The organism is Pseudorhodobacter sp. E13 (assembly GCF_003991405.1).
Classification (GTDB): Bacteria; Pseudomonadota; Alphaproteobacteria; order Rhodobacterales; family Rhodobacteraceae; genus Pseudorhodobacter.
This window is the reverse complement of sequence record NZ_RPEN01000159.1, coordinates 578,661-600,764: the sequence shown is the minus strand read 5'-3', so window position 1 is coordinate 600,764 and position 22,104 is coordinate 578,661. Positions and strand designations below refer to the sequence as shown.

The following is a 22,104-nucleotide window of genomic DNA, read 5'->3' as shown; positions in this document are numbered from 1 at the left end:
TCTATTCAAAAATATCCTCGGGGTGGGGGTCTGGGGGAGGGGCAGACAGCCCCTCCCCCAGCGGCCGAACATTACTCGCCGTATGGCACCCAAATGGTTTTTACCTCGGTCGCGGCGCGCAGAAATGCGCGTCCCTCTGCATGATCCCAGTCGGTAACACGACCATGGTTCACCCATGTCCGCTTCAAATTCCCGGCCGCCTCACGCTCGACCACAGCAGATAGATTCGCCGCGCCAAAACACCAAACCGCATCCACATCCATATGGCTGGCCAAAGGCTTGGCCAAATCGCCATGCGCGCCGGTGACGATGTTGACCACACCGCCCGGCAAATCAGACGTGTCCAACACCTGATAAAGATCGGTCGCAGCCAGCGGGTAGGCCTGCGATGGGACCAGCACACAAGTATTGCCCATCGCAATCGCCGGGGCCATCAGGCTGATCAACCCCAACAAAGGCGCTTCATCGGGGCAAATCGCGCCGATCACGCCGCAAGGCTCATTCATCGCCAGCGCCACGCCACGGATGGGCACCGATTTCACCGCGCCATCAAATTTATCGGCCCAAGCGGCATAGGTGAACAGGCGGGCGATGCTGGCCTCTACCTCTGCCGCGCCGGGTTTGCCGGTCATGTCCTTTAGCCGCCCGGCAAATTCCTCCGCGCGGGCCGACAGGTTCTCGGCGATGTAATACAGGATCTGCGCGCGCAGATGCGCGGTGGTTTTGCCCCAAACCTTCGCGGATTGGGCGGCCTCCACCGCGTTGCGGATATCCTTGCGATTGCCAAGGCCGACATGCCCCAAAAGCTTGCCGCGTGGCGACCAGACCGCCTGCGAATACCCACCATCCGTCCGCGCCTGCTTGCCGCCGATATGCAGCTTGGCGGTGCGGTCAAACTCGCTTACCTCGGCATTGGCGGGTTCTGCCGCCCGCGCCACAGGTTTCAACGGCTTAGCATCCCCTTTCGGCCGCAGATAGGCGAGCAACCCTTCCCAGCCACCTTCGCGGCCAAAACCGCTTTCGCGCAGCCCGCCAAAGCCCGCAGCAGCATCGAACATGTTGGAGCCGTTGATCCAGACCACCCCCGCCTTCACCTTCGGCGCCAAATCCAGCGCAAGGTTGACATTCTCGGTCCAGACGCTCGCCGCCAACCCATAGCGGGAGTTGTTTGCCAGTTCCACCGCCTCAACCGGGGTGCGGAAGGTCATGGATACCAGCACAGGGCCAAAGATTTCTTCTTGCATCAAGGGGCTGGCGCTGCCCAAGCCGGTGATCAGCGTGGGCGGATAAAAACAGCCATCGGGGCAAGGCACCTGATATTTGTCACCATCGCTGGCCTCCACCATCGCAGCAATCTGTGCCCGTTGCACGGGGTCCACGATCGCGCCAACGTCGATGCATTTATCCATCGGGTCGCCAATGCGCAGCCCGTCCATGCGGGCGCGCAGTTTGGCGTGGAAACGGTCGGCCACGCCTTCCTGCACCAACAAACGCGACCCTGCGCAACAGACCTGCCCGCCATTGAACCAGATCGCATCGACCAGCCCCTCAACCGCCGAATCCAGATCGGCATCGTCAAAGACGATATAGGGGGATTTGCCGCCGAGTTCCAAAGTCAGCGCCTTGCCGCTGCCTGCGGTGGCCTGCCGGATTTTGCGTCCCACCTCTGTGCTGCCGGTAAAGGCAATCTTGTTGACATCGGGGTGATCGACCAGCGCCGCCCCGGTGGCCCCGTCGCCCGTCACCACGTTCAAAACACCGCGGGGCAGGCCCGCCTCGCGGCTGATATGGGCGAATAAAAGCGCTGTCAGCGGGGTGTATTCGGCGGGTTTCAGAACCACGGTATTGCCTGCGGCCAAAGCAGGGGCCACCTTCCACGCCAGCATCAGCAGTGGAAAATTCCACGGGATAACAGCACCGCAGACACCCAAGGGTTGCATATCTGGCTGTTCAGATGCCAGCAATTGCGCCAAGCCTGCGTGATAATAGAAATGCCGCGCGACCAGCGGGATGTCGATATCGCGCGCCTCGCGGATCGGTTTGCCATTGTCCAAGGTTTCCGTCACGGCCAGCAAACGGCTGTGCTTTTGCACCAGTCGCGCCAGCGCATACAGATATTGCGCGCGCTTGTGGCCGGGCAGCTTGGCCCATTTCGGCTGGGCGCGGCGGGCGGCCTTTACGGCGCTGTCCACATCTGCGGCGCTGCCTTGTGTTACCTGTGCCAGAACCTTGCCATTGGCGGGGTTCTTGCTGTCGAACACATCACCGGGCGCAGTGAATTGCCCGTTGATCCAATGCCCGAAAGGCGCGTGCGTGGTGATCCAGTCCATTGCCTCGGCAGCGGATTCCGGGGCGGGGCCATAGGACATTTCGTTGAAAATCTGTTTAACGGTCATGGCATCACCCGATTGCATGGCGGTTGGCGGCGGAATAGGCGCCGGTGACGTGATGTTCCAACTGGCGCTCAATATCGCCCAGCAGGCTGGAGGCCCCAAAGCGGAACAGATCGGGTTGCACCCAGGGCAGGCCCAGTTCATCCCGCATCATCGCCAGATAAACCAGCGCGTCCTTGGCCTTGGATATCCCGCCCGCAGGTTTGTAACCCACTTTGATGCCGGTGCGATCCTGATAGTCGCGGATCGCGCGGATCATCGTCAGCGTCACCGGCAGCGTCGCGTTCACCGGTTCCTTCCCGGTAGAGGTTTTGATGAAATCCGCCCCGGCCATCATGCAGATCAAACTGGCGCGGGCGACATTGCGCAGGGTGCCAAGCTCTCCCGTTGCCAGAATGGCCTTCACATGGGCCTCGCCGCAGGCCTCGCGCATGGCGCGCATTTCATCATAGAGCGCCTGCCAGTTCTGCGTCAGCACATGGCGGCGCGAAATCACAATGTCGATTTCCCGCGCGCCCGCAGCGACGCTTTCGCCAATCTCGGCCAGCCGCAGATGCAGCGGCGACAGACCGGCCGGAAAGCCGGTCGATACTGCCGCCACCGGGATATTGGACCCTTCCAGCGCGCGCACAGCCGTTTCCACCATGTCGTGATAAACGCAAACCGCGCCCACGGTCAGCCCTTCCATCCCCAGCGCGGCCAGAAGATCGGCGCGCACGGGGTGCCGTGCCTTGGCGCAAAGCCGTTGCACCCGCCCCGCTGTGTCATCCCCCGACAGGGTGGTCAGGTCGATGCAGGAAATCGCCTTGCACAGCCATGCCGCCTGATAATCCTTTTTCACCGTGCGCCGCCCCGGCAAGGTCGCGGCGCGGCGTTCAATCGCGGATGTATTGGCCTGCACGCTTGCGACCCAATCCAGATCAAGCGGCATGCCTTCGTTCCGGGCATGGGTCAGTTGCGGCAGGGTATTGGCGGCCCCGGTCTGCGCTGTTGTAGGGGTGGCAGTGCGTTCGCTGTGCAAGAGACTCTCCGCGTCAAATGATTGCCAGAGGGTCGCACTTGCCTTGTCCGCTGGCAAGAGTGCCGCTTCGTCATTCCGTCAGAAAATTGACCATGCGGTCAGATTTAGTGATCGGCTTTCGGGGGTGCGGGCTTGGGTGTGGTGCGCGTCATCACGGGCTGCAATTCCTCGGCCTCATCCTCAAACGTGGCCCAGATGTGGTCGGTCTGGGTGTCGGGCAGGTCATCTGCATTGCCAAAGCGGTGCAAATGCGCCTTGGCGATGAAATTCGCGGTGATCGGCGCTGTCAGCAGCAGGAACATGGTGATCAGCAGTTCATGCCAGCTAAGCGTATCGCGGAAAATCCAGAAATACAGCATCGAGGCGATCAGCACGCCCCCCACGCCCAAGGTCGTGGCCTTGGTCGGCGCGTGCAGGCGGCTCATGGTGTCGGGCAATTTCAGCAGGCCATAGCTGCCCACCAGCCCAAATATCCCGGCAGCCACCAGCAAAAGCGAAATGACGATTTCTGCAATCTGTTCCATGGTTCCGCCCCTTATTCGATGATGTCGCCGCGCAGGATGAACTTGCAATAGGCCACGGTGGAGACAAAGCCCGTCATGGCAAACAGCAGCGCCGCCTCAAAATACACGCCGGAATGGGATGAGATACCGTAAAGCACCAGCAAGGCGATGATGTTGATGACCATCGTATCAAGCGCAAGCACGCGGTCCACCACGCCGGGGGCCACAAAGATGCGGTAAAGGTTGAACAGCAGGCCAAGGCCAAAGCAACTGAAGGCAAAGATCAGGGCATAATGGATCATTCGAAAATCCTCATCAAACGGGCCTCATAGCGGGATTTGATTTCATCGCGCACGGAATCCGGGTCGGGGGCATGCAGGCAATGGATCAGCAACGCCTTGCCATCGCCCGACATATCGGCGGTTACGGTGCCGGGGGTCATGGTGATGGTGCCGGCCAGAACGGTGATCGCCTCGGGCGTGCGCAGGTCCAGCGGCACGGTGATCCATGCCGATTGCAGCTTGGTCTTGGGCTTGAACAGCACGATCCCGGCGACAATGAAGTTGGACTTCACGATGTCATACAGCACGATCAGAATATAGCCGATGATCGCCACAGGGTTGCGCAGCAGCGGGCGGTCCGGCCAATAGGGGGCGGTGATGATCGGGATGATGGTCCCAAGGATCACGGCAAAAACCAGCGACCCCAGCTTAAGATGATTGACCAGCAGCATCCAGGTGATGATCAGCAGCAGCGTCAGATAGGGGTGTGGAAAGAGCTTGCGCAGCATTGGCTTACTCCTTTGCCGTGGGAAGGACGGCGTTGATATAGGCCGTGCGGTCAAACAACTCGGCGCTGGTGTCATCCAGCCAAGCCGTCACAGGCCCGGCCATCACGGTCAGCGCCACAAGGGCGGCCATCAGCGCAAGGACCATGCCAAAGGCCAAGGGTTCGCGCTTTGGTTCCGGGTGGGCTTGGGTGGTGGTGATGGCATAGGCCTTCCAGAACACGGCAGAGCCTGCGCGGGAAAAGCCGACAACGGTGATCAGCGATGTCACAAGGATCGCCGTCCAGATCAGCGTCATATCCGCGCCGCGCGTGGCATCCAGCACCAGCATCTTGCCCAGAAAGCCTGACAAGGGCGGCATCCCGGCCATGGCAATCGCGCCGCCAAAGAACAGCGCGGCCAGCAGCCCGTGTTGGGCTATGGGCGGCAGCGGTGTGCGCAAGGTGTCATCGCGGCGGCGGTCCTGCACCAGATCCACCACCAGAAACAGGATCGCGGTCGCCAGAGTGGAATGGAGCATGTAGTAAAACGCCGCCGTCATGGCCTGCGGGGTGAATTGCGACACCGCAATGAACAGCGTGCCCATCGACCCGATGGCGGCAAAGGCCACCAGCCGCGCCATGCCCGTGGCCCCCATCACCCCAATCGCGCCCAATGCCAGCGTTACCACAGCGGCGGGCATCAACAAATCCGCGAACAGCGTCCCGGTTGCTGCCGTTTCCGGCGGAAAGATCAGCGTGAACACCCGGATTACCGCATAGGCCCCGACTTTGGTCATCACCGCAAACAAGGCGGCCACCACACCGGGGGCAAAGCTGTAGGTGGCGGGCAACCAGAATTGCAGCGGCACCAGCGCGCCCTTGACCGCAAAGACCAGCAGCAGCAGCACCGCGCCAACGCGCAGCAAGGCCGCATCGCCCGCAGGCAACTCGGCCACTTTCACCGCCAGATCGGCCATGTTCAGCGTGCCTGTCACCGAATAAATCGTCGCCAGCGCAAACAGGAACAGGGTCGACCCGACAAGGTTATAGGCCACATATTGCACGCCCGCCTTCAGCCGGTTCGCGCCGCCACCGTGGATCATCAGGCCATAACTTGCGATCAGCAACACCTCAAAGAACACGAACAGGTTGAAGGCGTCGCCGGTCAGAAACGCGCCGCACAGGCCCATAAGCTGAAACTGGAACAGCGCATGGAAATGGTTGCCGCGTGCATCCCATCCGGTGCCAATGGCATAAAGCTGCACCAGCAGCGCCAGCACGGCGGTCAGCGCGATCATCATCGCGGACAGTCGGTCCAACACCAGCACGATGCCAAAGGGCGCAGGCCAGTTGCCAAGGAAATACACCTCGGGCGGGTTGGTCGCAGCGGTATAGAGCAGCACCAGCGAAATCGCGGCCAGAACAGCCGTGCCGGTGGTGGAAAAGATTCGTTGCAGCGACAGGTCATGCCGCATGACCAGCACGATGAACGGTGCCAGCAGCGCGGGCAGAATGACCGGGGCGATGATCCAATGGTTCATTCTGCGCCCTCCTGCGGCTTGGCAGGCAATGGCGGGGCCTCACGCTCTTCCATTCCGATATGGTCGTCCCCGGTTTCCAGAAACGCCCCCAGCGCCATCATCACGATCAGCGCGGTCATGCCAAAGCTGATCACAATCGCGGTCAGCACCAGCGCTTGGGTCAGCGGGTCGGTATAGGCCGCGCCATCGGTGATGATCGGCGGCAGCCCAATCGCCACCCGGCCCGAAGCAAAGATGAACACGTTGACCGCATAGGACAGCATGGCCAGCCCGACGATCACCGGAAAGCTGCGCTTGCGCAGGATCAGGTAAACCCCGCAAGCGGTCATCATACCAACGGCAGAGGCGACAAGAAGTTCCATATCAGCGTGCCCCCTCTGTTGCGGCTTCTTCATCGGGTTGAATGTCGAACGGTTCGACGTTGACGGTTTCACCCGCGCGGATCGCGATGCGGCTGATCGAGGCCAGCGCCAGCATCACAGCCCCCACCACGGTCAAAAAGACGCCAAGGTCGAAGATCGCGGCGGTGGCCAGTTCAAACTTTTCTAGGAAGGGCAGTTTGAAATAGCCGTAATTCGTGGTCATGAACGGACGCGCCGCAAACCATGACCCAACGCCGCAAAGGCCCGCAATCGTGACGCCCCAGCCGATCAGGGCGTGGTAATCAATGCGCTGCCGTGCCGCCGCCCAGCCAAAGCCCGAGGCCATGTATTGCATGATCGTCGCAATCGCCACGACAAGCCCGGCGATAAAGCCGCCGCCCGGCTCATTATGGCCGCGCAGGAAGATGTAGACGCCCACCATCAAGGCAATCGGCAGGATCATCCGGGTCGCCACCACCAGCATCAAAGGGTGGCGGTCGCCCGCGCGCTTCTGGTCGGGCACCCAAGCCAGCAAGCGGTCATTCGCCGGACCACCGCGCAGCAGCGCCTCGACCAGCGCATAGATCACAAGGCCGGCGATGCCCAGCACGGTAATCTCGCCAAAGGTATCATAACCGCGGAAGTCCACGAGGATCACGTTGACCACGTTTGTGCCACCGCCGCCCGGTTTGGAATTGGCGAGGTGGTATTCCGCAATGGTCGGGAAGGCGAAGTCGCGGGTCATCAGCGCATAGATCAGCGCGCCGATGCCAAGCCCCGCCGCCGCCGCGATAAACCCGTCACGCCCACGCCGCCCGGCAGTGCTTTCCACCGGGCTGTCCTTGGGCAGGAAGTTCAGCGCCAGCAGCAGCAGCATCACGGTTGCCACCTCAACGCTGATCTGGGTCAGCGCAAGGTCCGGTGCGGACAGATAGACAAAGCCAACCGAAACCATCAGCCCGATCACACCCACCAGCACCAGCGCCAACAGGCGATTGCGGTGATAGGTGAACAGCGATCCGGTCGCACCCATCAGCAACAGCCAGCCAATCGCGGGCACCGGCTCTATCGGGGTCAATGCGCGGGTGCCGGGGGTGTGGGTGCCGGTTTCATACGCGAAATAGCCAGCGGCCAGAATGGTCAGCGTGGCCACCGCCAAATAGCGCGCCAAGGCACCGTCATGCAGCCGGTCGGTGACGGCGCGGGCGGCATTGGCAAACGGTTCCATGATGGCATCAAAAATGGCTTTTGCCTCGGGGCGGGGGGTGGAAAGCCACATAGCCTCCAGCGGTTTATGCGCGCCCAGCAATACCAGCCCCGCACCCACCGCGATGATCGACATCCACAGCGCCGGAACAAACCCGTGCCAATGGCTGATGTAGACTTCGGCCTCGCCACCGATCACGGCGCTGGCGGTCGTGCGCACCAGCTCGCCCACCGTTGTCATCGGCATCACGCCAATCGCGATCACCATCGCCGCCAGCAGCGCGGGGGCCGCCCACATGCCAAAGCCCGGATCATGCGGCTTGGACGGGTAATCATCGCGCACCGGGCCAAGGAAGGTATGCGCGATCAACCGGAAGGAATAAGCGACCGAGAACATCGCCCCGATCGTCGCCAGCACCGGCATCACCCAATGATTGCCCAGCCATACCGTGTGAACGGTTTCTTCCAGCATCAATTCCTTGGACAGGAAGCCATTGAGCGGCGGTATCCCCGCCATCGACAGCGCGGCGACACAGACGATGGTAAAGGTAATCGGCATCAAATGCCGTAAGCCGCCCAAGCGTTTGATATCGCGGGTGTGGGTTTCATGGTCCACGATGCCCGCGCTCATGAACAGGGCAGCCTTGAAGGTGGCGTGGTTGATGATGTGGAACACCGCCACCGTGGCCGCCTCGGCGGTGCCAAAGCCCAACAGCATGGTGATCAGGCCAAGATGCGAAACGGTGGAAAAGGCCAGCAGCGCCTTCAGGTCATCCTTGAACAGCGCGATCTTGGCGGCCATGACCATGGTGATCAGGCCCGTGGTGGCGACGATGTAAAACCATTCCGGCGTGCCCGCCAGCACCGGCCACATCCGCGCCATCAGGAACAAACCCGCCTTCACCATAGTCGCCGAATGAAGATAGGCCGAAACCGGTGTGGGCGCCGCCATTGCATGCGGCAACCAGAAATGGAACGGGAACTGCGCCGATTTGGTGAACGCGCCCAACAAGATCAGGATCAGCGCGGGAAAATACCAGTCAGAGGCTTGGATCAGGTCTTTGTTCTGCAAGATCACCGTCAGGTCATAAGACCCCACGATATTGCCAAGGATCAACATCCCCCCGATCATGGCCAAACCACCCGCACCCGTCACCGTCAGCGCCATCCGCGCGCCTTGGCGGCCTTCGGGCAGGTGTTTCCAATACCCGATCAACAGGAAAGAGCTAAGGCTCGTCAATTCCCAGAATACCAGCAAAAGCAGGATGTTATCGGATAGAACAATGCCCACCATCGCGCCTTGGAACAGCAGCAGATAGGTGTAAAACTGCCCCATAGGGTCTTTGGTCGACAGATAGAACCGGGCGTAAAGGATGATCAGCAAGCCGATGCCAAGGATCAGCCCCGCAAACAGCATCCCCAACCCGTCCAGAAAGAAATTGGCGTTCAGCCCCAGCGCGGGCAACCATTCGATCTGGGCGGTAATCACCTCTCCGCGCATCACGGCGGGGGCGTGCAGCAGTATGCCCAGCAGGGCAAGGGCTGTAACCGCGCCGGTGACTGTGGCGCAGGCATTGCGCCCCGCGCGGATCAAAAGGCCGGGGAGCAGCGCGCCGAGAAAGGGCAGGGCGGCGATCAGGGCAAGGGACATTCGTCTGTTCCGTTCTTTGCTCGGGTCGTCATTTATGTAAAAGGTGGCCTCAATCGCTGGGGCCACCCTAAGTGTTTAACTGTGGGACTGGCTGCGTTCTGTCAAGGTAAACGCGGATATTTCCGACCAAATCCTACAGGTTTTTGTGCCGCAGGCCGCGCGCAGTGGCCGCTTGGCATGGCCTGCGCCCGCGCACATCCTATCTTCGCCGATAGATCACCGGGAACCAGTCGTCGCGCAGGGGCTGGCCCGGTTGCATGTCATGCCCCGGAAACGGTGGCGAGGTGCGGCCCGGCCGTTCAACATAGCGCGCGTCATCGCCCAGCAAGCGCAAGGAAAAGGCGCGGCGGCGTCGGTCCGTTGTATTGCCGCGCGCCCCGTGCAGGGTGCCATAGTTGAAAGCCACCGCATCGCCCGGCTCCATCGCCCATTCGCGGATATCCATGCCTTCGGCATCCGGGTCCGGCACGGGCATGTAATCTTCGGGATTGGGGTAGAAATTGGTTTCCGACAGCCAGCGCGTTGGCAACACCTGCTTTTCCCAGCGATGCGATCCTGCGACACAGCGCAAGGATGCCTCTGTCACCGGGTCCAGCGGCGACCAGAAGCTGATGTTCTGGATGCCGTCGACAAAGTAATACGGCCCGTCCTGATGCCACGGCGTTGGCTTGGAAGTGCCGGGTTCCTTGACCAGAACATGATCGTGGAACACCTGCACGCGCGTCGATCCCATCAGGTCGGCGGCAACGGCGGCGGCGGCAGAATTGCGGATCACTTCCTCAAACTCGGGGATGCGCTGCCAATTGCAGTAATCGTCGAAAAAGCGGCCCCCCTCGCCGGGTTTCAGGTTCTCGGCGGCATATTCGCCGGGGTTTGCCATGTTCCGCTCCACCCCGCGCCGCAGCGTGTCGACGTGATCGGCAAACAGCCCTTTGATCATCACAACGCCGTCGCGCTGATAGGTCTCAATGTCGTCTTGGGTCAAAAGCGGGTGGACCATGGCGCATCCTTTCAGGTTGACCGCAGACTGCCCGTGCGGCGGCAAAGTTTCAATCCGGTCTGTTGCGATCACGGCGCAAGTTTGCGCAGGCTTTGGGTAAGGTGGGTGGCAAAGGCCGTGGCTGCCGGGGAAAGTGATCTGTCGGCGGCAAAGATCAGTTGCACCTCGCGCCGCATCAGAGGCCCCGCGATCGGATGCGCGACCACCCCGCGCCCTTGCCACGCGCGGGCATAGCCGGGCAGAATGGCAAGGCCCAAGCCTGCCTCTACCAGTGCCAAAGCCGTGGCGATCTGTTCCACTTCAAAGGCGGGGGCAAGATGCAGGCCCGCGCTTTCAAACCCCAGCGCCACCGGCAAACGCAAGGCGGATGACGCCGACATCACAATCAACGGGGCGCTGTGCAGGGCGGCAAGGCCAAGCGGTTCGGGCATGACGCTGCCGGTCTTGGCAAAGCACATCATTTCATCGCGCAGCACAACGCGGCTGCCCAATCCCTGCTTGCCGGGCGGAAAGGTGCCAAGCCCCAGATCGGCCTGCCCATTCGCAACCCGTTCCATGATCTGCGCGGTGGTCGTGTCTGTCATCTCCAGCGTCAAATCGGGGTGTTGGTTTTGAAATTCGGCCAAGGCGCGCGGCAGAACCGTTGCGGCCAGAAAAGGCGGGGCCGCCAAGCGCAAAAAGCCTTTGCGCAGGGTGCTTTGGTCCTTGGCCTCTGCGACGGCGATATCCAGCACCTCCATGCTTTTGCCCGCGCCAAGGCGAAAGGCCTCACCCGCTGCGGTCAGCATCACGCGCCGGGTCGTCCGGTCAAACAGCCGCAGGTTCAGCAGACCCTCCAACTCGCGGATGGTTTGGCTGATGCCGGGTTGTGTCATCCCGATCTGGGCCGCCGCACGGGAGAAATTGCCCGCCTCAGCCACGGCAAGGAAGGCTTCGATCTGGCGCAGATTGGGGCGCATCATTATACCTGTGGTTTATGAAATAATAAGATATAGCCGAATTGCCGAATATGTCATCTGCTGTTCTTATGAAGGCCGGGGGAGACGGGTTTGATGGATGGTTCGGTGCGCAACGCATTGCAAAACAGCAGCTGGATGGGCCGCGCCATGCCCCGGCGCGAGGATGACCGCCTGCTGCGCGGGCAGGGCGTTTTTGTCGATGATCTGCAAGCCCCGGATTGCGTGTTTCTGGAGGTGCTGCGCAGCCCTTATCCTGCGGGTCGCATCACCGCGCTGGATGTCACTGAGGCATCGGGCATGGACGGCGTTATTGCCATCTATACCGCAGCGGACATCACCCCGCAGGCCGATAGTGCGGTGAATGCGCTGCTGCCCGGGGCCGAACTGGCCGCGATGGAGCCGCTGGCCCGAACCCATGTGCGCGCGGCAGGCCAAGCGGTTGCCGCGATCATCGCCACCAGCCGTGACCGCGCCCGCGATGCCGCCGAGGCGATCTGGCTGGAGGTGGAGGGAGAGCCCGCCCCAACCCGCGCCCGCACGCAGGCGCATTGGGGCCAAACCTTGCCCGCCTTTGACAACCCGGTGCGCGCCAGCATCGCCCATGCGTTGGTCGCCCCATTCGCGATGGAGCCTCGCGCCGTCTTTGCCATGCCCGAAGGGACGGGGCTGACAGTCTGGCTTTCGACCCAGACCCCGCAGCGTGGGCGCGATGACCTTTGTGCCATGCTGGGGCTGGACCGCGACCAGTTGCGGGTGATCGCACCCGATGTCGGCGGGGCCTTTGGCGGCAAAGCCTCGCTCATGCCCGAAGATTACCTGACCGCCTTTGCCGCGCTGACCCTGCAACGCCCGGTGAAATGGGCGGCCACCCGGTCGGATGAGTTTCTGGCCGCGACCCAAGGGCGGGGGGCAAGCAGCCATGCCGAAATGGCGGTGGATGCAACTGGCCGCGCGACGGGCTTGCGGGCGGAATTTACCTTTCCCTTGGGCCATTGGATGCCCTATTCCGCGCTGGCTCCGGTGCGCAACGCGGGGCGCATCTTGCCGGGGCCCTATACCATTCCCTGCGATGTGACAGCCGCGGCGGAAACCACCGAAGGCGCTGCCGTCAACATCTATCGCGGGGCGGGGCGGCCCGAGGCGGCCATGATCCTTGAACGGCTGATGGACCGCGCCGCGCAAAGGCTGGGCATCGACCCGATGGATATGCGGCGACGAAATGTGACCACCCGGCTTGCCGCGCAGCCAGATACCCCCTGTTCGGGCGATTTTCCGGGCCTGCTTGACCGGTTGGAACAGGAAACCGGCTATCGTGCCTTGCGGGCCGCGCAAAGCCAGCGCCGGGCGCAGGGCGTGGTTTGCGGCCTTGGCCTTGCGCTTTATGTGGAGCCTTGCGGCCAAGGCTTGGAAACCGCCAGCCTGCGCCTGTGCGAGGATGGCCGTTTTCTGGCGATCACCGGATCATCGGCGCAGGGCCAAGGGCGTGAAACCGCGATGGCGCAGATCGTGGCGCAGGCGCTGAACCTGCATCCGCAGCAAATCACCGTCAGCCACGGTGACACCGCGCTTGCCCCCGAAGGCATTGGCGCGCTTGCCAGCCGTTCTACTGCGATTGGCGGGGCGGCGATGTGGCGTGCCGCATCGGGCCTGCTGGACCGCGCCGCCACGTTGTGCGCGCCGCTGTTGGGCTGCGCCCCCGCCGATGTGGTGACAAGCGCCGAAGGGGTCTGCGGGGGCGGTAATTCGCTGGGCTGGGCCGATCTGGCTGCGCATTTGGGCGCTGACCCGCTGGTGGTTCACATCCGGCACGAGGCAGCGGCAGAGGCTTGGGCCTCTGGTGCCATTCTGGCCGAAGTGGTGATTGATCCCGAAACCGGCGTGCTGACGATAGAGCGGATGACATGGGTGGATGATGCGGGGATCGTCATCAACCCTGTGCTGGTGCAGGGCCAGCTTTTGGGTGGGGCTGCCCAAGGCATCGGTGCCGCCACGATGGAACGCATGGTCTATGCCGATGGCCAGCTTCAAACCGGCAGCCTGATGGATTACGCGCTGCCCCGCGCCACCGACATGCCGCCGATTCACCTGTTCAGCCAACCCACCCCCAGCCCGGCCAACCCGCTGGGCGTCAAAGGTGTGGGCGAGGCAGGCTGCATCGGCATCCCCGCCGCCATTCTGAACGCCGTGATGGATGCCTTGCCACAGGGCACCCCCGATCTTACGCTGCCCCTGACTTCGGAAAAGCTGTGGCGTGCCCTGACAGGAAGTTTGCAATGAAATACAACCGCAAAGACGCTAAATCCCACGCTTTCGCCCATATGCGCGGCATCTGGGCCGCCTGCCTCACGCCGTTCAAGGCAGATGGCGCGATAGATGAAGGCGGTTTTCGCGCCAATATGAACCACTGGATAGAGGATCTGGGCATTGCCGGGTTCTTTGTGGCGGGCAAGCAGGGCGAATGTTTTGCCATGTCACTGGATGAGCGCAAACGCAATTTCGATCTGGCGGTTTCGGCCGCCGATGGGCGTGCGCAAACCATCATGTCCTGTTCCGACCAGAACCTTGATGTGGTGATAGATCTGGCCCGCCATGCACAGGCCTGCGGGGCCGATTACATCGTCGTTCATGCCCCGGTTCTGCATTTCCAGAAAGCGCAGGACGAAACCCTGATGCGCTATTACCAGACCATCGCCGAAAAGGTGGATATCGGCATGGCGCTGTGGTCCCATCCCGATAGCGGGTATCTGATGTCACCCCGCCTGTGCAACCGTCTGGCTGATATCGAAACCGTGGTCGCGATCAAATATTCCGTGCCGCGCCCGATGTATCAACAGCTTCACGATATGGCGAAAGACCGCATTATCGTTTCCACCGCGTCCGAGGAGGAATGGCTTGATAATATCATCGACATGGGCTGGCAGCTCTACCTCTGTTCCTCGCCGCCCTACATGCTGCAAACCGCCAAAGACCGCCGCATGCATGATTATACCCGAGCCGCCTTTGCCGGAGATTTTGACAAGGCCCGAAAAATCAGCGCCAGTCTGGAGCGAGTGCGCGACGCGTGGAAGGGCACCCGCCCTGCCGAAAAGCCACATGCGCATCAGAAATACTGGCAAGAATTGCTGGGGCAGGTCGGTGGCCATGTCCGCGCGCCCTTGCTGGACCTGACCGACCGCGAAAAAGCCCGCACCCGCGCCGCATTTGACGAATGCGGCCTGCTGCTTCCATGATGCCTTGAGAAAGGGGAAACCATGACCAGACTAGCCGCGTTCAATTTTCAGAAGTGGATTGACGAGCATAAGCACCTGCTCAAGCCGCCCGTCGGCAACAAGATGGTGTTTGAAAATGCCGATATGATGGTGACGGTGGTGGGTGGCCCGAACAAGCGCACCGATTATCATGACGACCCGGTAGAGGAATTCTTTTACCAGATCAAAGGCGATATGCTGCTGAAAATCCATGATACCGGCACCGGCGAATTCTACGATGTGCCGATCCGCGAAGGCGATGTGTTTCTGTTGCCGCCGCATGTCCGCCATTCGCCGCAGCGCCCGCAGGAGGGCTCTATCGGTTTGGTGATCGAACCCAAGCGCGCCGCAGGGTCCAAGGACGCGATAGAGTGGTATTGCTTTGACTGTCAAAGCCTTGTGCATCGCGCCGAGGTGGCCCTGACCAGCATCGTCGATGACCTGCCACCGATCTACAAAGCCTTTTATGCCGATGAAAAGGCGCGCACTTGCCCTGCCTGTGGCGCGCTGCATCCGGGCAAGGAGCCGCCGGAGGGCTGGGTGAAACTTTGAATATTTCAGACTTGAAATAATAAACGGCCCGCGTCATGCTGGTTGTAACCAAAAGGCCGCAAAGGCCCATCACGCAACATGGAGAGAGACATGAAGAAACTGCTAACGGCTGCCAGTCTTACCGCGCTTATGGCAACGCAGGCCTTTGCCGAGCCGCTGAAAATCGGTGTTATCACCACCCTGTCCGGTCCGGCGGGCTATCTGGGGGCGGATGCCCGCGATGGGATGCTTTTGGCGCTGGAAATGGGCGGCGGCAAGCTGGGCGGCGTCGAGGTGGAATTCGTGGTGGAAGATGACGGGTTGAAGCCCGCCAACGGCCGCCAGATCGCCGAGAAATACATGCAGAATGATGGCATCAAGCTGCTGACCGGCATCATCTTTTCCAACGTCGCGGGGGCCACGGTGCCCGATATTCTGGACAATGGCGGCATTTACATCAGCCCCAACGCAGGCCCGTCCACCTTTGCGGGCGAAGAATGTGACCCGAATTATTTCGTCGTAAGCTGGCAGAATGACGCCCTGCACGAAGCAGCGGGTGCCGCCGCCAAGGAGTTGGGCTATAAGAAGGCCGTAGCCCTTGCCCCCAACTATCAGGCCGGTAAGGACGCGATTGCAGGCTTCACCCGCATGTTCGGCGGTGAGGTGACAGAGATTTACACCCAGTTGGATCAAACCGATTTCGCCAGCGAAATGGCGCAAATCCGCGATGCCGCACCCGAGGTTGTGTTCCAGTTCCACCCCGGCGGTCTTGGGATTGCCTTTCTGAAGCAATATCAGCAAGCGGGGCTTCTGGGGCAGATTCCCATGGTTCTGTCTGAACCCTCTACCGATGCGGTGGTTCTGGGCGCGGTCAAGGATGCTGCGGTGGGCATTACCGCCACGGCGCACTGGAACCGCGATTTCGACAATGCTGCGAATAAGGAATTCGTCGCGGCCTGGGATGCGAAATATGCCCGCCCGATCACCTATTACGCCAGCCAAGGGTATGACACCGCGCGTCTGATCGGCAGCGCCTTGGCCAAGACCGGTGGTCTGGACGATATGGAAGCCTTCCGCGAGGCTGTCAAAGCCGCCGATTTTGATTCCGTGCGCGGCGATTTCAAATTCGGCAATAACCAGCACCCGATCCATGACTGGTATGTGCTGAATATCGTCGATGACGGGGCAGGCGGGGCCAAGGCTGTGACCGACCGTGTGATCCTTGCGGATCACGGCGACAGCTATGCCGCGCAGTGCAAGATGTAATCAAGTGACTTGGGCCGGGGGCGATTCCCCGGCCCTCTTGCTGTCGACAAAGGCACTTGCCCGCAGATGATCCTGATTTTCGAACAATTGCTCAATGGCCTGCAATACGGGGTCATGCTGTTCCTGCTTGCGGCAGGGCTGACCCTGATCTTTGGCATTATGGGGGTGATCAACCTTGCGCATGGGTCGTTGTTCATGGTGGGGGCCTATGCGGGCACCTATGTGGCGGGGGTGACAGGCAGCTTTTGGCTGGGCCTTCCCGCAGCACTTCTGGCCGCCGCCGCCACGGGCCTGTTGGTTGAGGCGCTGGTGGTGCGCCGCCTTTATGCCCGCGACCATCTGGACCAAGTGCTTGCCACCTTTGCGCTGATCCTGATGTTCAACCAGTTGATCACGCTGGGCTTTGGCCGCCAACCTGTGTTCACGCCCCTGCCTGCGGCATTTGCAGGATCGGTTGAGCTGTTGCCCGGCTTGCCTTACCCAACCTACCGTCTGCTTATTATTGCAACCGGGCTTTTGGTGGCCCTTGGGCTTTACCTGCTGATCAACCGCACGCGCATCGGGATGCTGGTGCGGGCCGGGGCGACCAACCGCGATATGGTGCGGGCGCTGGGCGTCGATATCCGGTTGCTTTACACGCTGGTCTTTGGCCTTGGCGCGCTGCTTGCGGGGCTTGCGGGCTATATGACCGGGCCCATTTCGGCCGTGCAGGTGGGCATGGGGGAACAGATTTTGCTGGCCACATTCGTTGTCGTGGTGGTCGGTGGTGTTGGCTCCATCAAGGGGGCCTTTGTTGCGGGGATCGTGCTGGGCGTCGTGGATACGATGCTGCGGGCGTTTCTGCCGGGAATGCTGCGGCAGGTGATGCCGCCGTCAGATGCCGATGCCATCGGTCTTGGCATCGCCTCGATGGGGATTTACCTGCTGATGGCCCTTGTGCTGCTGATCCGGCCCAAGGGGCTGTTTTCCGTGGGGACCGGCGGATGAGAATTGCCTTTGCCCTGCTGGCCGCCGCAGCGCTGATTGCCCTGCCTTTCGTGACCGAGGCTGCGGGCCAACCCGCCTTGCTATCGCTGGCCACGCGGGTGCTGATTTATGCGATTGCCGCCGCCAGCCTCAACTTTATCCTTGGCTATGGCGGCATGATCAGCTTTGGCCATGCGGCGTTTTTCGGGGTCGGGGCCTATACCGTGGGCATCTTGTTTGCCCATGCGGGCAGCGAGCCGCTGTTCGGCTTCATCCCCGGCAGCAAGCAGATGCTGATCACCCTGCCCGCCGCACTTGTGATTTCCGGCCTGTTCGCCGCGCTGATCGGGGCCTTGTCGCTGCGCACCGGTGGGGTGCAATTCATCATGATCACGCTGGCCTTCGCGCAAATGCTGTTCTTTTTCTTCGTCTCGTTGACCCCTTACGGGGGCGAGGATGGCATCATCATCCGCCGCACCAATGATCTGTTCGGCCTGAACATGCGCGACAAGACCACGCTCTATTTCGTCATTCTGGCGATTGCGGCGCTGTTCTTTGCCCTGCTTTGGCGGGTGGTGAATTCGTCCTTTGGCGCGGTGCTGAAGGGCATCCGACAGAACGAACGCCGCATGGCCGCGCTGGGCTTCGCGCCTTACCGCTACAAGCTTTATGCCTTTGTGCTGGCAGGTATGGGGGCAGGGCTTGCGGGCGCGCTGATGGCGAATTTCCTGCGCTTTGCCAGCCCTGACATGATGCATTGGACCAAATCGGGCGAGTTCATGATCATGGTCATCCTTGGCGGCGTTGGCAGTTTCTTTGGCCCGATCTTTGGCGCGGCGGCGTTTTTGACGCTGGAAACCTTTCTGGCAGGCTGGACAGAGCATTGGCAGCTTGCCATGGGGGCCATTTTGCTGGTCGTGGTGCTGGGCACCAAAGGCGGCATCGCCGGGTTGCTGGCAAAGCTGTGGGGGGCGCGGAAATGAGCATCCTCAAAGTGTCGAAACTGGTCAAACGCTTTGGCGGCTTGCTGGCCACCGATGACGTATCGCTGACAGTGGAAGAAGGCGAGATTCACGCCTTGATCGGGCCGAACGGCGCCGGGAAATCCACCCTAATCAACCAGTTATGCGGCGAGTTGCGGCCTGATGCCGGGCGCATCCTGCTTGGGGGTCGCGATATCACCGCACTGTCGGTTCCGGCGCGGGTCGATCTGGGTCTTGGCCGCACCTTTCAGGTCACCAGCCTTCTGGACGATGCCACCTGCCGCGAGAATATCGCCATGGCAGTGCAGGCGCGCGAGGGTTTGAACTTTCGCATCTGGGATGCCGTGGCGGGCCGCGCGCGGCTGTGGGATCAGGCCGATGCCATGCTGGCAGGCACGCCCTTGGCCGCGCGGTCAGGCACCCCGGTGAATGACCTCAGCCATGGTGAGCGGAAGCAGTTGGAACTGCTGGTCGCCCTTGCCCGCAAGCCCCGCATCCTGCTGCTGGATGAGCCGATGGCAGGACTTGGCCATGTGGAAAGCCAAGAGATGATTGAGCGTTTGCGCGAGATTGGCGCACAAACCCCGATGCTGTTGGTGGAGCATGACATGGAGGCCGTCTTTGCCCTTGCCACCCGCATTTCCGTGCTGGTTTACGGCCGCATCATCGCCAGCGGCAGCGTCGCCGAAATCCGCGAAAACGCCGATGTCCGAGAGGCCTATCTGGGCGCGGAGGATGAGCTGTGCTGACTGTCTCTCACCTATCGGCCAGTTATGGCGCGTCGCAGGTTCTGTTTGATGTTTCGCTTTCGATACAGGATGGCGAGGTTGTCACCCTGCTGGGCCGCAACGGCATGGGCAAGACGACCACGGTGAAAACCATCATGGGCCTGTTGGCGGCCAAGGCCGGGCAAGTGCAGTTTGGGGAAACCCCGATCATGGGTCTGGCGCCCGAGCGTATCGCGCGGATGGGCGCGGGGCTGGTGCCCGAAGGTCGGCAGGTGTTTCCCACGCTGACGGTGCGCGAAAACCTTGTCGCCACCGCCGCCAATCGGCTTGGCCGCGCCGACCCATGGGATCTGGCGAAAATCTATGATCTGTTTCCCCGTCTGGGCGAGCGCGCCGGGCAATCGGCGGGCACGCTTTCGGGCGGGGAACAGCAGATGCTGGCGGTGGGGCGCGCGCTGATGACCAATCCGCGCCTGTTGATCTTGGACGAGGCGACAGAGGGTCTTGCCCCCGTGATCCGCACCGAGATCTGGCATGTGATCGAAAAGCTGAAGCGGCAGGGGCAGTCCATCTTGTTGATCGACAAGAACCTTGGGGTTCTGAAACGGCTGGCCGATCGGCATTACATCATCGAAAAAGGGCGCACAGTCTGGCAGGGCACAGGTGCTGATTTGGACAAGGATGCAGCAACGGTGCAGGCCTATGTCGGGATCTGATCTGCGGGTGGTTCTGGTGGGCTGGGGCGCGATTGGCCACCGGGTCGCCGCGCTTTTGGCCCAGCGGGGGGCGGCGGTTCGCATTGTGGCCGTTGCCGTGCGCGATGCAGGCGCGGCGCGGCAAGGCCTGCCAGACGGCGCCAAACTGATCACCACGCCCGAAGGCTTGGCCGGGGTTGACGCCGATCTGTTGGTGGAGGCCGCCGGGCGCGGCTCTGTCGCGCCGTGGGCGCGGGCGGGGTTGGCGCGGGGTTGGGATGTTGCGATCTCCTCGACCTCGGCGCTGACGGATGCGGATGTGCTGGCGGAGTTGACGGAACTGGCCCGCACGCACCGCGCTAAGCTGCATATCCCGCCTGGTGCCTTGGGCGGCATTGATGCGCTGTCGGCAGCCTCGCGTCTGGGCCTATCCGCCGTGCGGCATGAGGTGGTGAAGCCGCCGCTGGCATGGCGCGGCACGCAGGCCGAAACCCTGTGCGATCTGGGCAAGCTGACCACGGCCTTCACCTTTTTTGAAGGCACGGCGCGGCAGGCGGCAGACAGCTATCCGCAAAACGCCAATGTCGCCGTGATCTCGGCCATGGCGGGGCTGGGGTTGGACTGCACAACCGTTGCGCTGATCGCGGACCCAAGCGCGGGCCTGAACACCCACCGAATTCAGGCCAGCGGCGATTTTGGCAACCTGACGCTGGTTCTTGAAAACCGCCCCTTGGCAACCAATCCGAAATCGTCGGAAATGACGGCCCTTTCGCTGGTGCGCTTCATCGAAAACCAAGCAAGCCCCTTGGCACTGTGATGCACCCGGCCTTTGATCATGATCTGACCCGCGCGCAGATTGACGCCGATTACACCGCGCGCAATTGCACCAGCGCGGAAGGTTTCGCAGCGGTGATCGCGCAGTATCAAGCCTTGTCGCAACCCGCGCGACAATTTCAAAACGCCCGGCTGGATGTGCCTTATGACCCCGCCAGCGCCGAGCGGATGGACCTTTTCGCCATTGGCCAGAACCGCCCGGTGTTTCTGTTCATCCACGGCGGCTATTGGCGCGCGCTGTCCAAGGGGCATTCGGCCTTCATGGCGCCGATGTTGGCCGCCCAAGGCATTGCCACGGCGGTGCCGGACTATACGCTGGCCCCCGCCGCCAGCCTGCCCGAGATCACGCGCCAGATGCGTGCGGCAGTCGCCTATCTGTGGCACAATGCGGCGGCGCTGGGGATCGACCGAAACCGCATCATCGTCGGCGGGTCTTCGGCTGGGGGGCATCTGGCGGCGGCTTTGGCGATGCCGGGCTGGCAGGCGGATTTCGGGCTGCCCGACCATGCGGTTCATGCGGCTTTGCCGATCAGCGGCCTGTTCGATCTGGCCCCCATCGCCCGCAGCCATGTCCAAGACTGGATGCACCTGACCCCGGATGAGGTGACGCGCCTAAGCCCCCTGCGCCACATCGCGGGCACCGCGCGCAGCCATATCGCCGTGGCCGAGGTGGAAACGCCGGGCTTTCACCGCCAGTCGCAGGCCTATGCCAAAGCGTTGGGCGTGCCGCTGTTAACGGTCGCGGGCCGCAACCATTTTGACGTGATACTGGATTTGCAGGACGCAGACAGCGCCCTGTCGCAAGCACTGTTGCAGATGTTCCGGGATTAACCCACGTCCCGCTCAAGCGCCCGTGCGATCAGGCGCACAAGCTGCTGCTGGCTGGTGACCAGCGCGTCAAAATCCGCAGCACTGGTCTTGAACCCTTTCAGGGCGGCCATGACCATCTGCGCGAAGCTTTGCGGGGTGCCATAGCCCGCCGCCAGCCCGCGCGCGTCAAAAAAACCGGCCAGCAGGTCGGTCATCCGCGCCTCACCCTCTGCTACAATATCCGCGCCGATGGCAAAGCCCGCATCCAGCAACTCATGCCCATGCGGCGAGGTGAGAAGCAGCTCCATCATCGCGCCGTTCTTGGCCTGCAAGGCCGCGCTCAACGTGGTTTCCGCATCCTGATCCGTGCGTGACAGCGCCGGGGCCATATCGGAAAGCGCGGTGGCATAATATTGGCGCACAAGGCTGCGAAAGATGTCTTCCTTGTTCTTGAAGCGCAAATACAGCGCCGCGCGTGACATGCCCGCACCCTGCGCTATGTCCTCCATCGAGGTGCGGCGATAGCCATATAGCGCAAAGGCCCGCAGGGCGGCTTGCGTGATGCTAAGGTCTTTGTCAGGGGCGGTTGCTTGGTCCATGGCCTCAATCTGACAAAATGGATGCAAAACGTCAACTTGA

At 61.9% G+C, this 22,104-nt stretch carries 21 protein-coding genes; 10 read left to right on the top strand and 11 right to left on the bottom strand.

Annotated elements, in window-relative coordinates:
- Window positions 1-71 precede the first annotated feature (71 nt).
- The 10 genes from EGN72_RS18975 to EGN72_RS18930 all read right to left on the bottom strand — a co-directional run bounded on the left by EGN72_RS18975 (window position 72) and on the right by EGN72_RS18930 (window position 11,407).
- Window positions 72-2,396, bottom strand: coding sequence for an aldehyde dehydrogenase family protein (locus tag EGN72_RS18975; protein WP_127050482.1), 2,325 nt, complete (start codon window positions 2,394-2,396; stop codon window positions 72-74).
- Between the two features lie 4 nt (window positions 2,397-2,400).
- Window positions 2,401-3,324, bottom strand: coding sequence for a deoxyribose-phosphate aldolase (deoC, locus tag EGN72_RS18970; protein WP_127050557.1), 924 nt, complete (start codon window positions 3,322-3,324; stop codon window positions 2,401-2,403).
- A gap of 194 nt (window positions 3,325-3,518) precedes the next feature.
- The gene (locus EGN72_RS18965) at window positions 3,519-3,938 is read right to left on the bottom strand and encodes a Na+/H+ antiporter subunit G (RefSeq protein WP_127050480.1); all 420 of its coding nucleotides are present in this window, start codon (window positions 3,936-3,938) and stop codon (window positions 3,519-3,521) included.
- Window positions 3,939-3,949: 11 nt separating this feature from the next.
- Complete coding sequence (locus EGN72_RS18960; protein WP_127050477.1) at window positions 3,950-4,219, bottom strand: K+/H+ antiporter subunit F; 270 nt, start codon at window positions 4,217-4,219, stop codon at window positions 3,950-3,952.
- On the bottom strand, window positions 4,216-4,707 hold the full coding sequence (locus tag EGN72_RS18955) for a Na+/H+ antiporter subunit E (protein WP_127050475.1): 492 nt from the start codon (window positions 4,705-4,707) through the stop codon (window positions 4,216-4,218). Before EGN72_RS18955 ends, EGN72_RS18960 begins: the two co-directional genes overlap by 4 nt.
- A gap of 4 nt (window positions 4,708-4,711) precedes the next feature.
- Complete coding sequence (locus EGN72_RS18950) at window positions 4,712-6,226, bottom strand: monovalent cation/H+ antiporter subunit D (RefSeq protein ID WP_127050473.1); 1,515 nt, start codon at window positions 6,224-6,226, stop codon at window positions 4,712-4,714.
- The gene (locus tag EGN72_RS18945) at window positions 6,223-6,588 is read right to left on the bottom strand and encodes a Na+/H+ antiporter subunit C (protein WP_127050471.1); all 366 of its coding nucleotides are present in this window, start codon (window positions 6,586-6,588) and stop codon (window positions 6,223-6,225) included. Before EGN72_RS18945 ends, EGN72_RS18950 begins: the two co-directional genes overlap by 4 nt.
- Window position 6,589: 1 nt before the next feature.
- On the bottom strand, window positions 6,590-9,445 hold the full coding sequence (locus EGN72_RS18940) for a monovalent cation/H+ antiporter subunit A (protein WP_127050469.1): 2,856 nt from the start codon (window positions 9,443-9,445) through the stop codon (window positions 6,590-6,592).
- Window positions 9,446-9,644: 199 nt separating this feature from the next.
- Window positions 9,645-10,445, bottom strand: a complete 801-nt coding sequence (locus EGN72_RS18935; RefSeq protein ID WP_127050467.1) for a phytanoyl-CoA dioxygenase family protein — start codon at window positions 10,443-10,445, stop codon at window positions 9,645-9,647.
- A 68-nt stretch (window positions 10,446-10,513) separates the two neighbouring features.
- Window positions 10,514-11,407, bottom strand: a complete 894-nt coding sequence (locus EGN72_RS18930) for a LysR family transcriptional regulator (RefSeq protein WP_199743783.1) — start codon at window positions 11,405-11,407, stop codon at window positions 10,514-10,516.
- Between the two features lie 90 nt (window positions 11,408-11,497).
- Here EGN72_RS18930 and EGN72_RS18925 point away from each other — a divergent pair, with 90 nt between their 5' ends.
- From EGN72_RS18925 to EGN72_RS18880, 10 genes are all read left to right on the top strand, one after another.
- A complete protein-coding gene (locus tag EGN72_RS18925; RefSeq protein ID WP_127050463.1) occupies window positions 11,498-13,681 on the top strand; it encodes a xanthine dehydrogenase family protein molybdopterin-binding subunit in 2,184 nt (727 codons plus the stop codon).
- Window positions 13,678-14,634 (top strand): dihydrodipicolinate synthase family protein, encoded by a 957-nt coding sequence (locus tag EGN72_RS18920; RefSeq protein ID WP_127050461.1) that lies wholly within the window; start codon window positions 13,678-13,680, stop codon window positions 14,632-14,634. Before EGN72_RS18925 ends, EGN72_RS18920 begins: the two co-directional genes overlap by 4 nt.
- A gap of 21 nt (window positions 14,635-14,655) precedes the next feature.
- A complete protein-coding gene (locus tag EGN72_RS18915; RefSeq protein WP_127050458.1) occupies window positions 14,656-15,204 on the top strand; it encodes a 3-hydroxyanthranilate 3,4-dioxygenase in 549 nt (182 codons plus the stop codon).
- 90 nt (window positions 15,205-15,294) lie between these two features.
- Entirely contained in the window at window positions 15,295-16,449 is a 1,155-nt protein-coding gene (locus tag EGN72_RS18910) for an ABC transporter substrate-binding protein (RefSeq protein WP_127050456.1), read from the top strand.
- Between the two features lie 66 nt (window positions 16,450-16,515).
- Window positions 16,516-17,436 (top strand): branched-chain amino acid ABC transporter permease, encoded by a 921-nt coding sequence (locus tag EGN72_RS18905; RefSeq protein ID WP_127050454.1) that lies wholly within the window; start codon window positions 16,516-16,518, stop codon window positions 17,434-17,436.
- Window positions 17,433-18,398, top strand: a complete 966-nt coding sequence (locus EGN72_RS18900; protein WP_127050452.1) for a branched-chain amino acid ABC transporter permease — start codon at window positions 17,433-17,435, stop codon at window positions 18,396-18,398. Before EGN72_RS18905 ends, EGN72_RS18900 begins: the two co-directional genes overlap by 4 nt.
- Window positions 18,395-19,147, top strand: a complete 753-nt coding sequence (locus EGN72_RS18895) for an ABC transporter ATP-binding protein (RefSeq protein ID WP_127050450.1) — start codon at window positions 18,395-18,397, stop codon at window positions 19,145-19,147. Before EGN72_RS18900 ends, EGN72_RS18895 begins: the two co-directional genes overlap by 4 nt.
- Window positions 19,141-19,842, top strand: a complete 702-nt coding sequence (locus EGN72_RS18890) for an ABC transporter ATP-binding protein (protein ID WP_127050448.1) — start codon at window positions 19,141-19,143, stop codon at window positions 19,840-19,842. Before EGN72_RS18895 ends, EGN72_RS18890 begins: the two co-directional genes overlap by 7 nt.
- Complete coding sequence (locus EGN72_RS18885; protein ID WP_127050446.1) at window positions 19,829-20,638, top strand: aspartate dehydrogenase; 810 nt, start codon at window positions 19,829-19,831, stop codon at window positions 20,636-20,638. The genes EGN72_RS18890 and EGN72_RS18885 overlap by 14 nt, the downstream gene beginning before the upstream one ends.
- Window positions 20,638-21,486 (top strand): alpha/beta hydrolase, encoded by an 849-nt coding sequence (locus EGN72_RS18880; RefSeq protein ID WP_199743782.1) that lies wholly within the window; start codon window positions 20,638-20,640, stop codon window positions 21,484-21,486. The genes EGN72_RS18885 and EGN72_RS18880 overlap by 1 nt, the downstream gene beginning before the upstream one ends.
- On the opposite strand, the gene EGN72_RS19610 is transcribed toward EGN72_RS18880, so the two are convergent.
- Entirely contained in the window at window positions 21,483-22,064 is a 582-nt protein-coding gene (locus EGN72_RS19610; protein ID WP_127050444.1) for a TetR/AcrR family transcriptional regulator, read from the bottom strand. The two genes, EGN72_RS18880 and EGN72_RS19610, sit on opposite strands and share 4 nt — an antisense overlap.
- Window positions 22,065-22,104: the final 40 nt, after the last annotated feature.

Coding starts and splice junctions, on each gene's coding strand:
- EGN72_RS18920 (WP_127050461.1), top strand. CDS start 13,678: ATGAAATACAACCGCAAAGACGCTAAATCCCACGCTTTCGCCCATATG.
- EGN72_RS18965 (WP_127050480.1), bottom strand. CDS start 3,938: ATGGAACAGATTGCAGAAATCGTCATTTCGCTTTTGCTGGTGGCTGCC.
- EGN72_RS18905 (WP_127050454.1), top strand. CDS start 16,516: ATGATCCTGATTTTCGAACAATTGCTCAATGGCCTGCAATACGGGGTC.
- deoC (WP_127050557.1), bottom strand. CDS start 3,324: ATGCCGCTTGATCTGGATTGGGTCGCAAGCGTGCAGGCCAATACATCC.
- EGN72_RS18950 (WP_127050473.1), bottom strand. CDS start 6,226: ATGAACCATTGGATCATCGCCCCGGTCATTCTGCCCGCGCTGCTGGCA.
- EGN72_RS18960 (WP_127050477.1), bottom strand. CDS start 4,219: ATGATCCATTATGCCCTGATCTTTGCCTTCAGTTGCTTTGGCCTTGGC.
- EGN72_RS18900 (WP_127050452.1), top strand. CDS start 17,433: ATGAGAATTGCCTTTGCCCTGCTGGCCGCCGCAGCGCTGATTGCCCTG.
- EGN72_RS18880 (WP_199743782.1), top strand. CDS start 20,638: ATGCACCCGGCCTTTGATCATGATCTGACCCGCGCGCAGATTGACGCC.
- EGN72_RS18935 (WP_127050467.1), bottom strand. CDS start 10,445: ATGGTCCACCCGCTTTTGACCCAAGACGACATTGAGACCTATCAGCGC.
- EGN72_RS18885 (WP_127050446.1), top strand. CDS start 19,829: ATGTCGGGATCTGATCTGCGGGTGGTTCTGGTGGGCTGGGGCGCGATT.
- EGN72_RS18945 (WP_127050471.1), bottom strand. CDS start 6,588: ATGGAACTTCTTGTCGCCTCTGCCGTTGGTATGATGACCGCTTGCGGG.
- EGN72_RS18955 (WP_127050475.1), bottom strand. CDS start 4,707: ATGCTGCGCAAGCTCTTTCCACACCCCTATCTGACGCTGCTGCTGATC.
- EGN72_RS18915 (WP_127050458.1), top strand. CDS start 14,656: ATGACCAGACTAGCCGCGTTCAATTTTCAGAAGTGGATTGACGAGCAT.
- EGN72_RS18910 (WP_127050456.1), top strand. CDS start 15,295: ATGAAGAAACTGCTAACGGCTGCCAGTCTTACCGCGCTTATGGCAACG.
- EGN72_RS19610 (WP_127050444.1), bottom strand. CDS start 22,064: ATGGACCAAGCAACCGCCCCTGACAAAGACCTTAGCATCACGCAAGCC.
- EGN72_RS18975 (WP_127050482.1), bottom strand. CDS start 2,396: ATGACCGTTAAACAGATTTTCAACGAAATGTCCTATGGCCCCGCCCCG.
- EGN72_RS18940 (WP_127050469.1), bottom strand. CDS start 9,445: ATGTCCCTTGCCCTGATCGCCGCCCTGCCCTTTCTCGGCGCGCTGCTC.
- EGN72_RS18925 (WP_127050463.1), top strand. CDS start 11,498: ATGGATGGTTCGGTGCGCAACGCATTGCAAAACAGCAGCTGGATGGGC.
- EGN72_RS18930 (WP_199743783.1), bottom strand. CDS start 11,407: ATGATGCGCCCCAATCTGCGCCAGATCGAAGCCTTCCTTGCCGTGGCT.
- EGN72_RS18895 (WP_127050450.1), top strand. CDS start 18,395: ATGAGCATCCTCAAAGTGTCGAAACTGGTCAAACGCTTTGGCGGCTTG.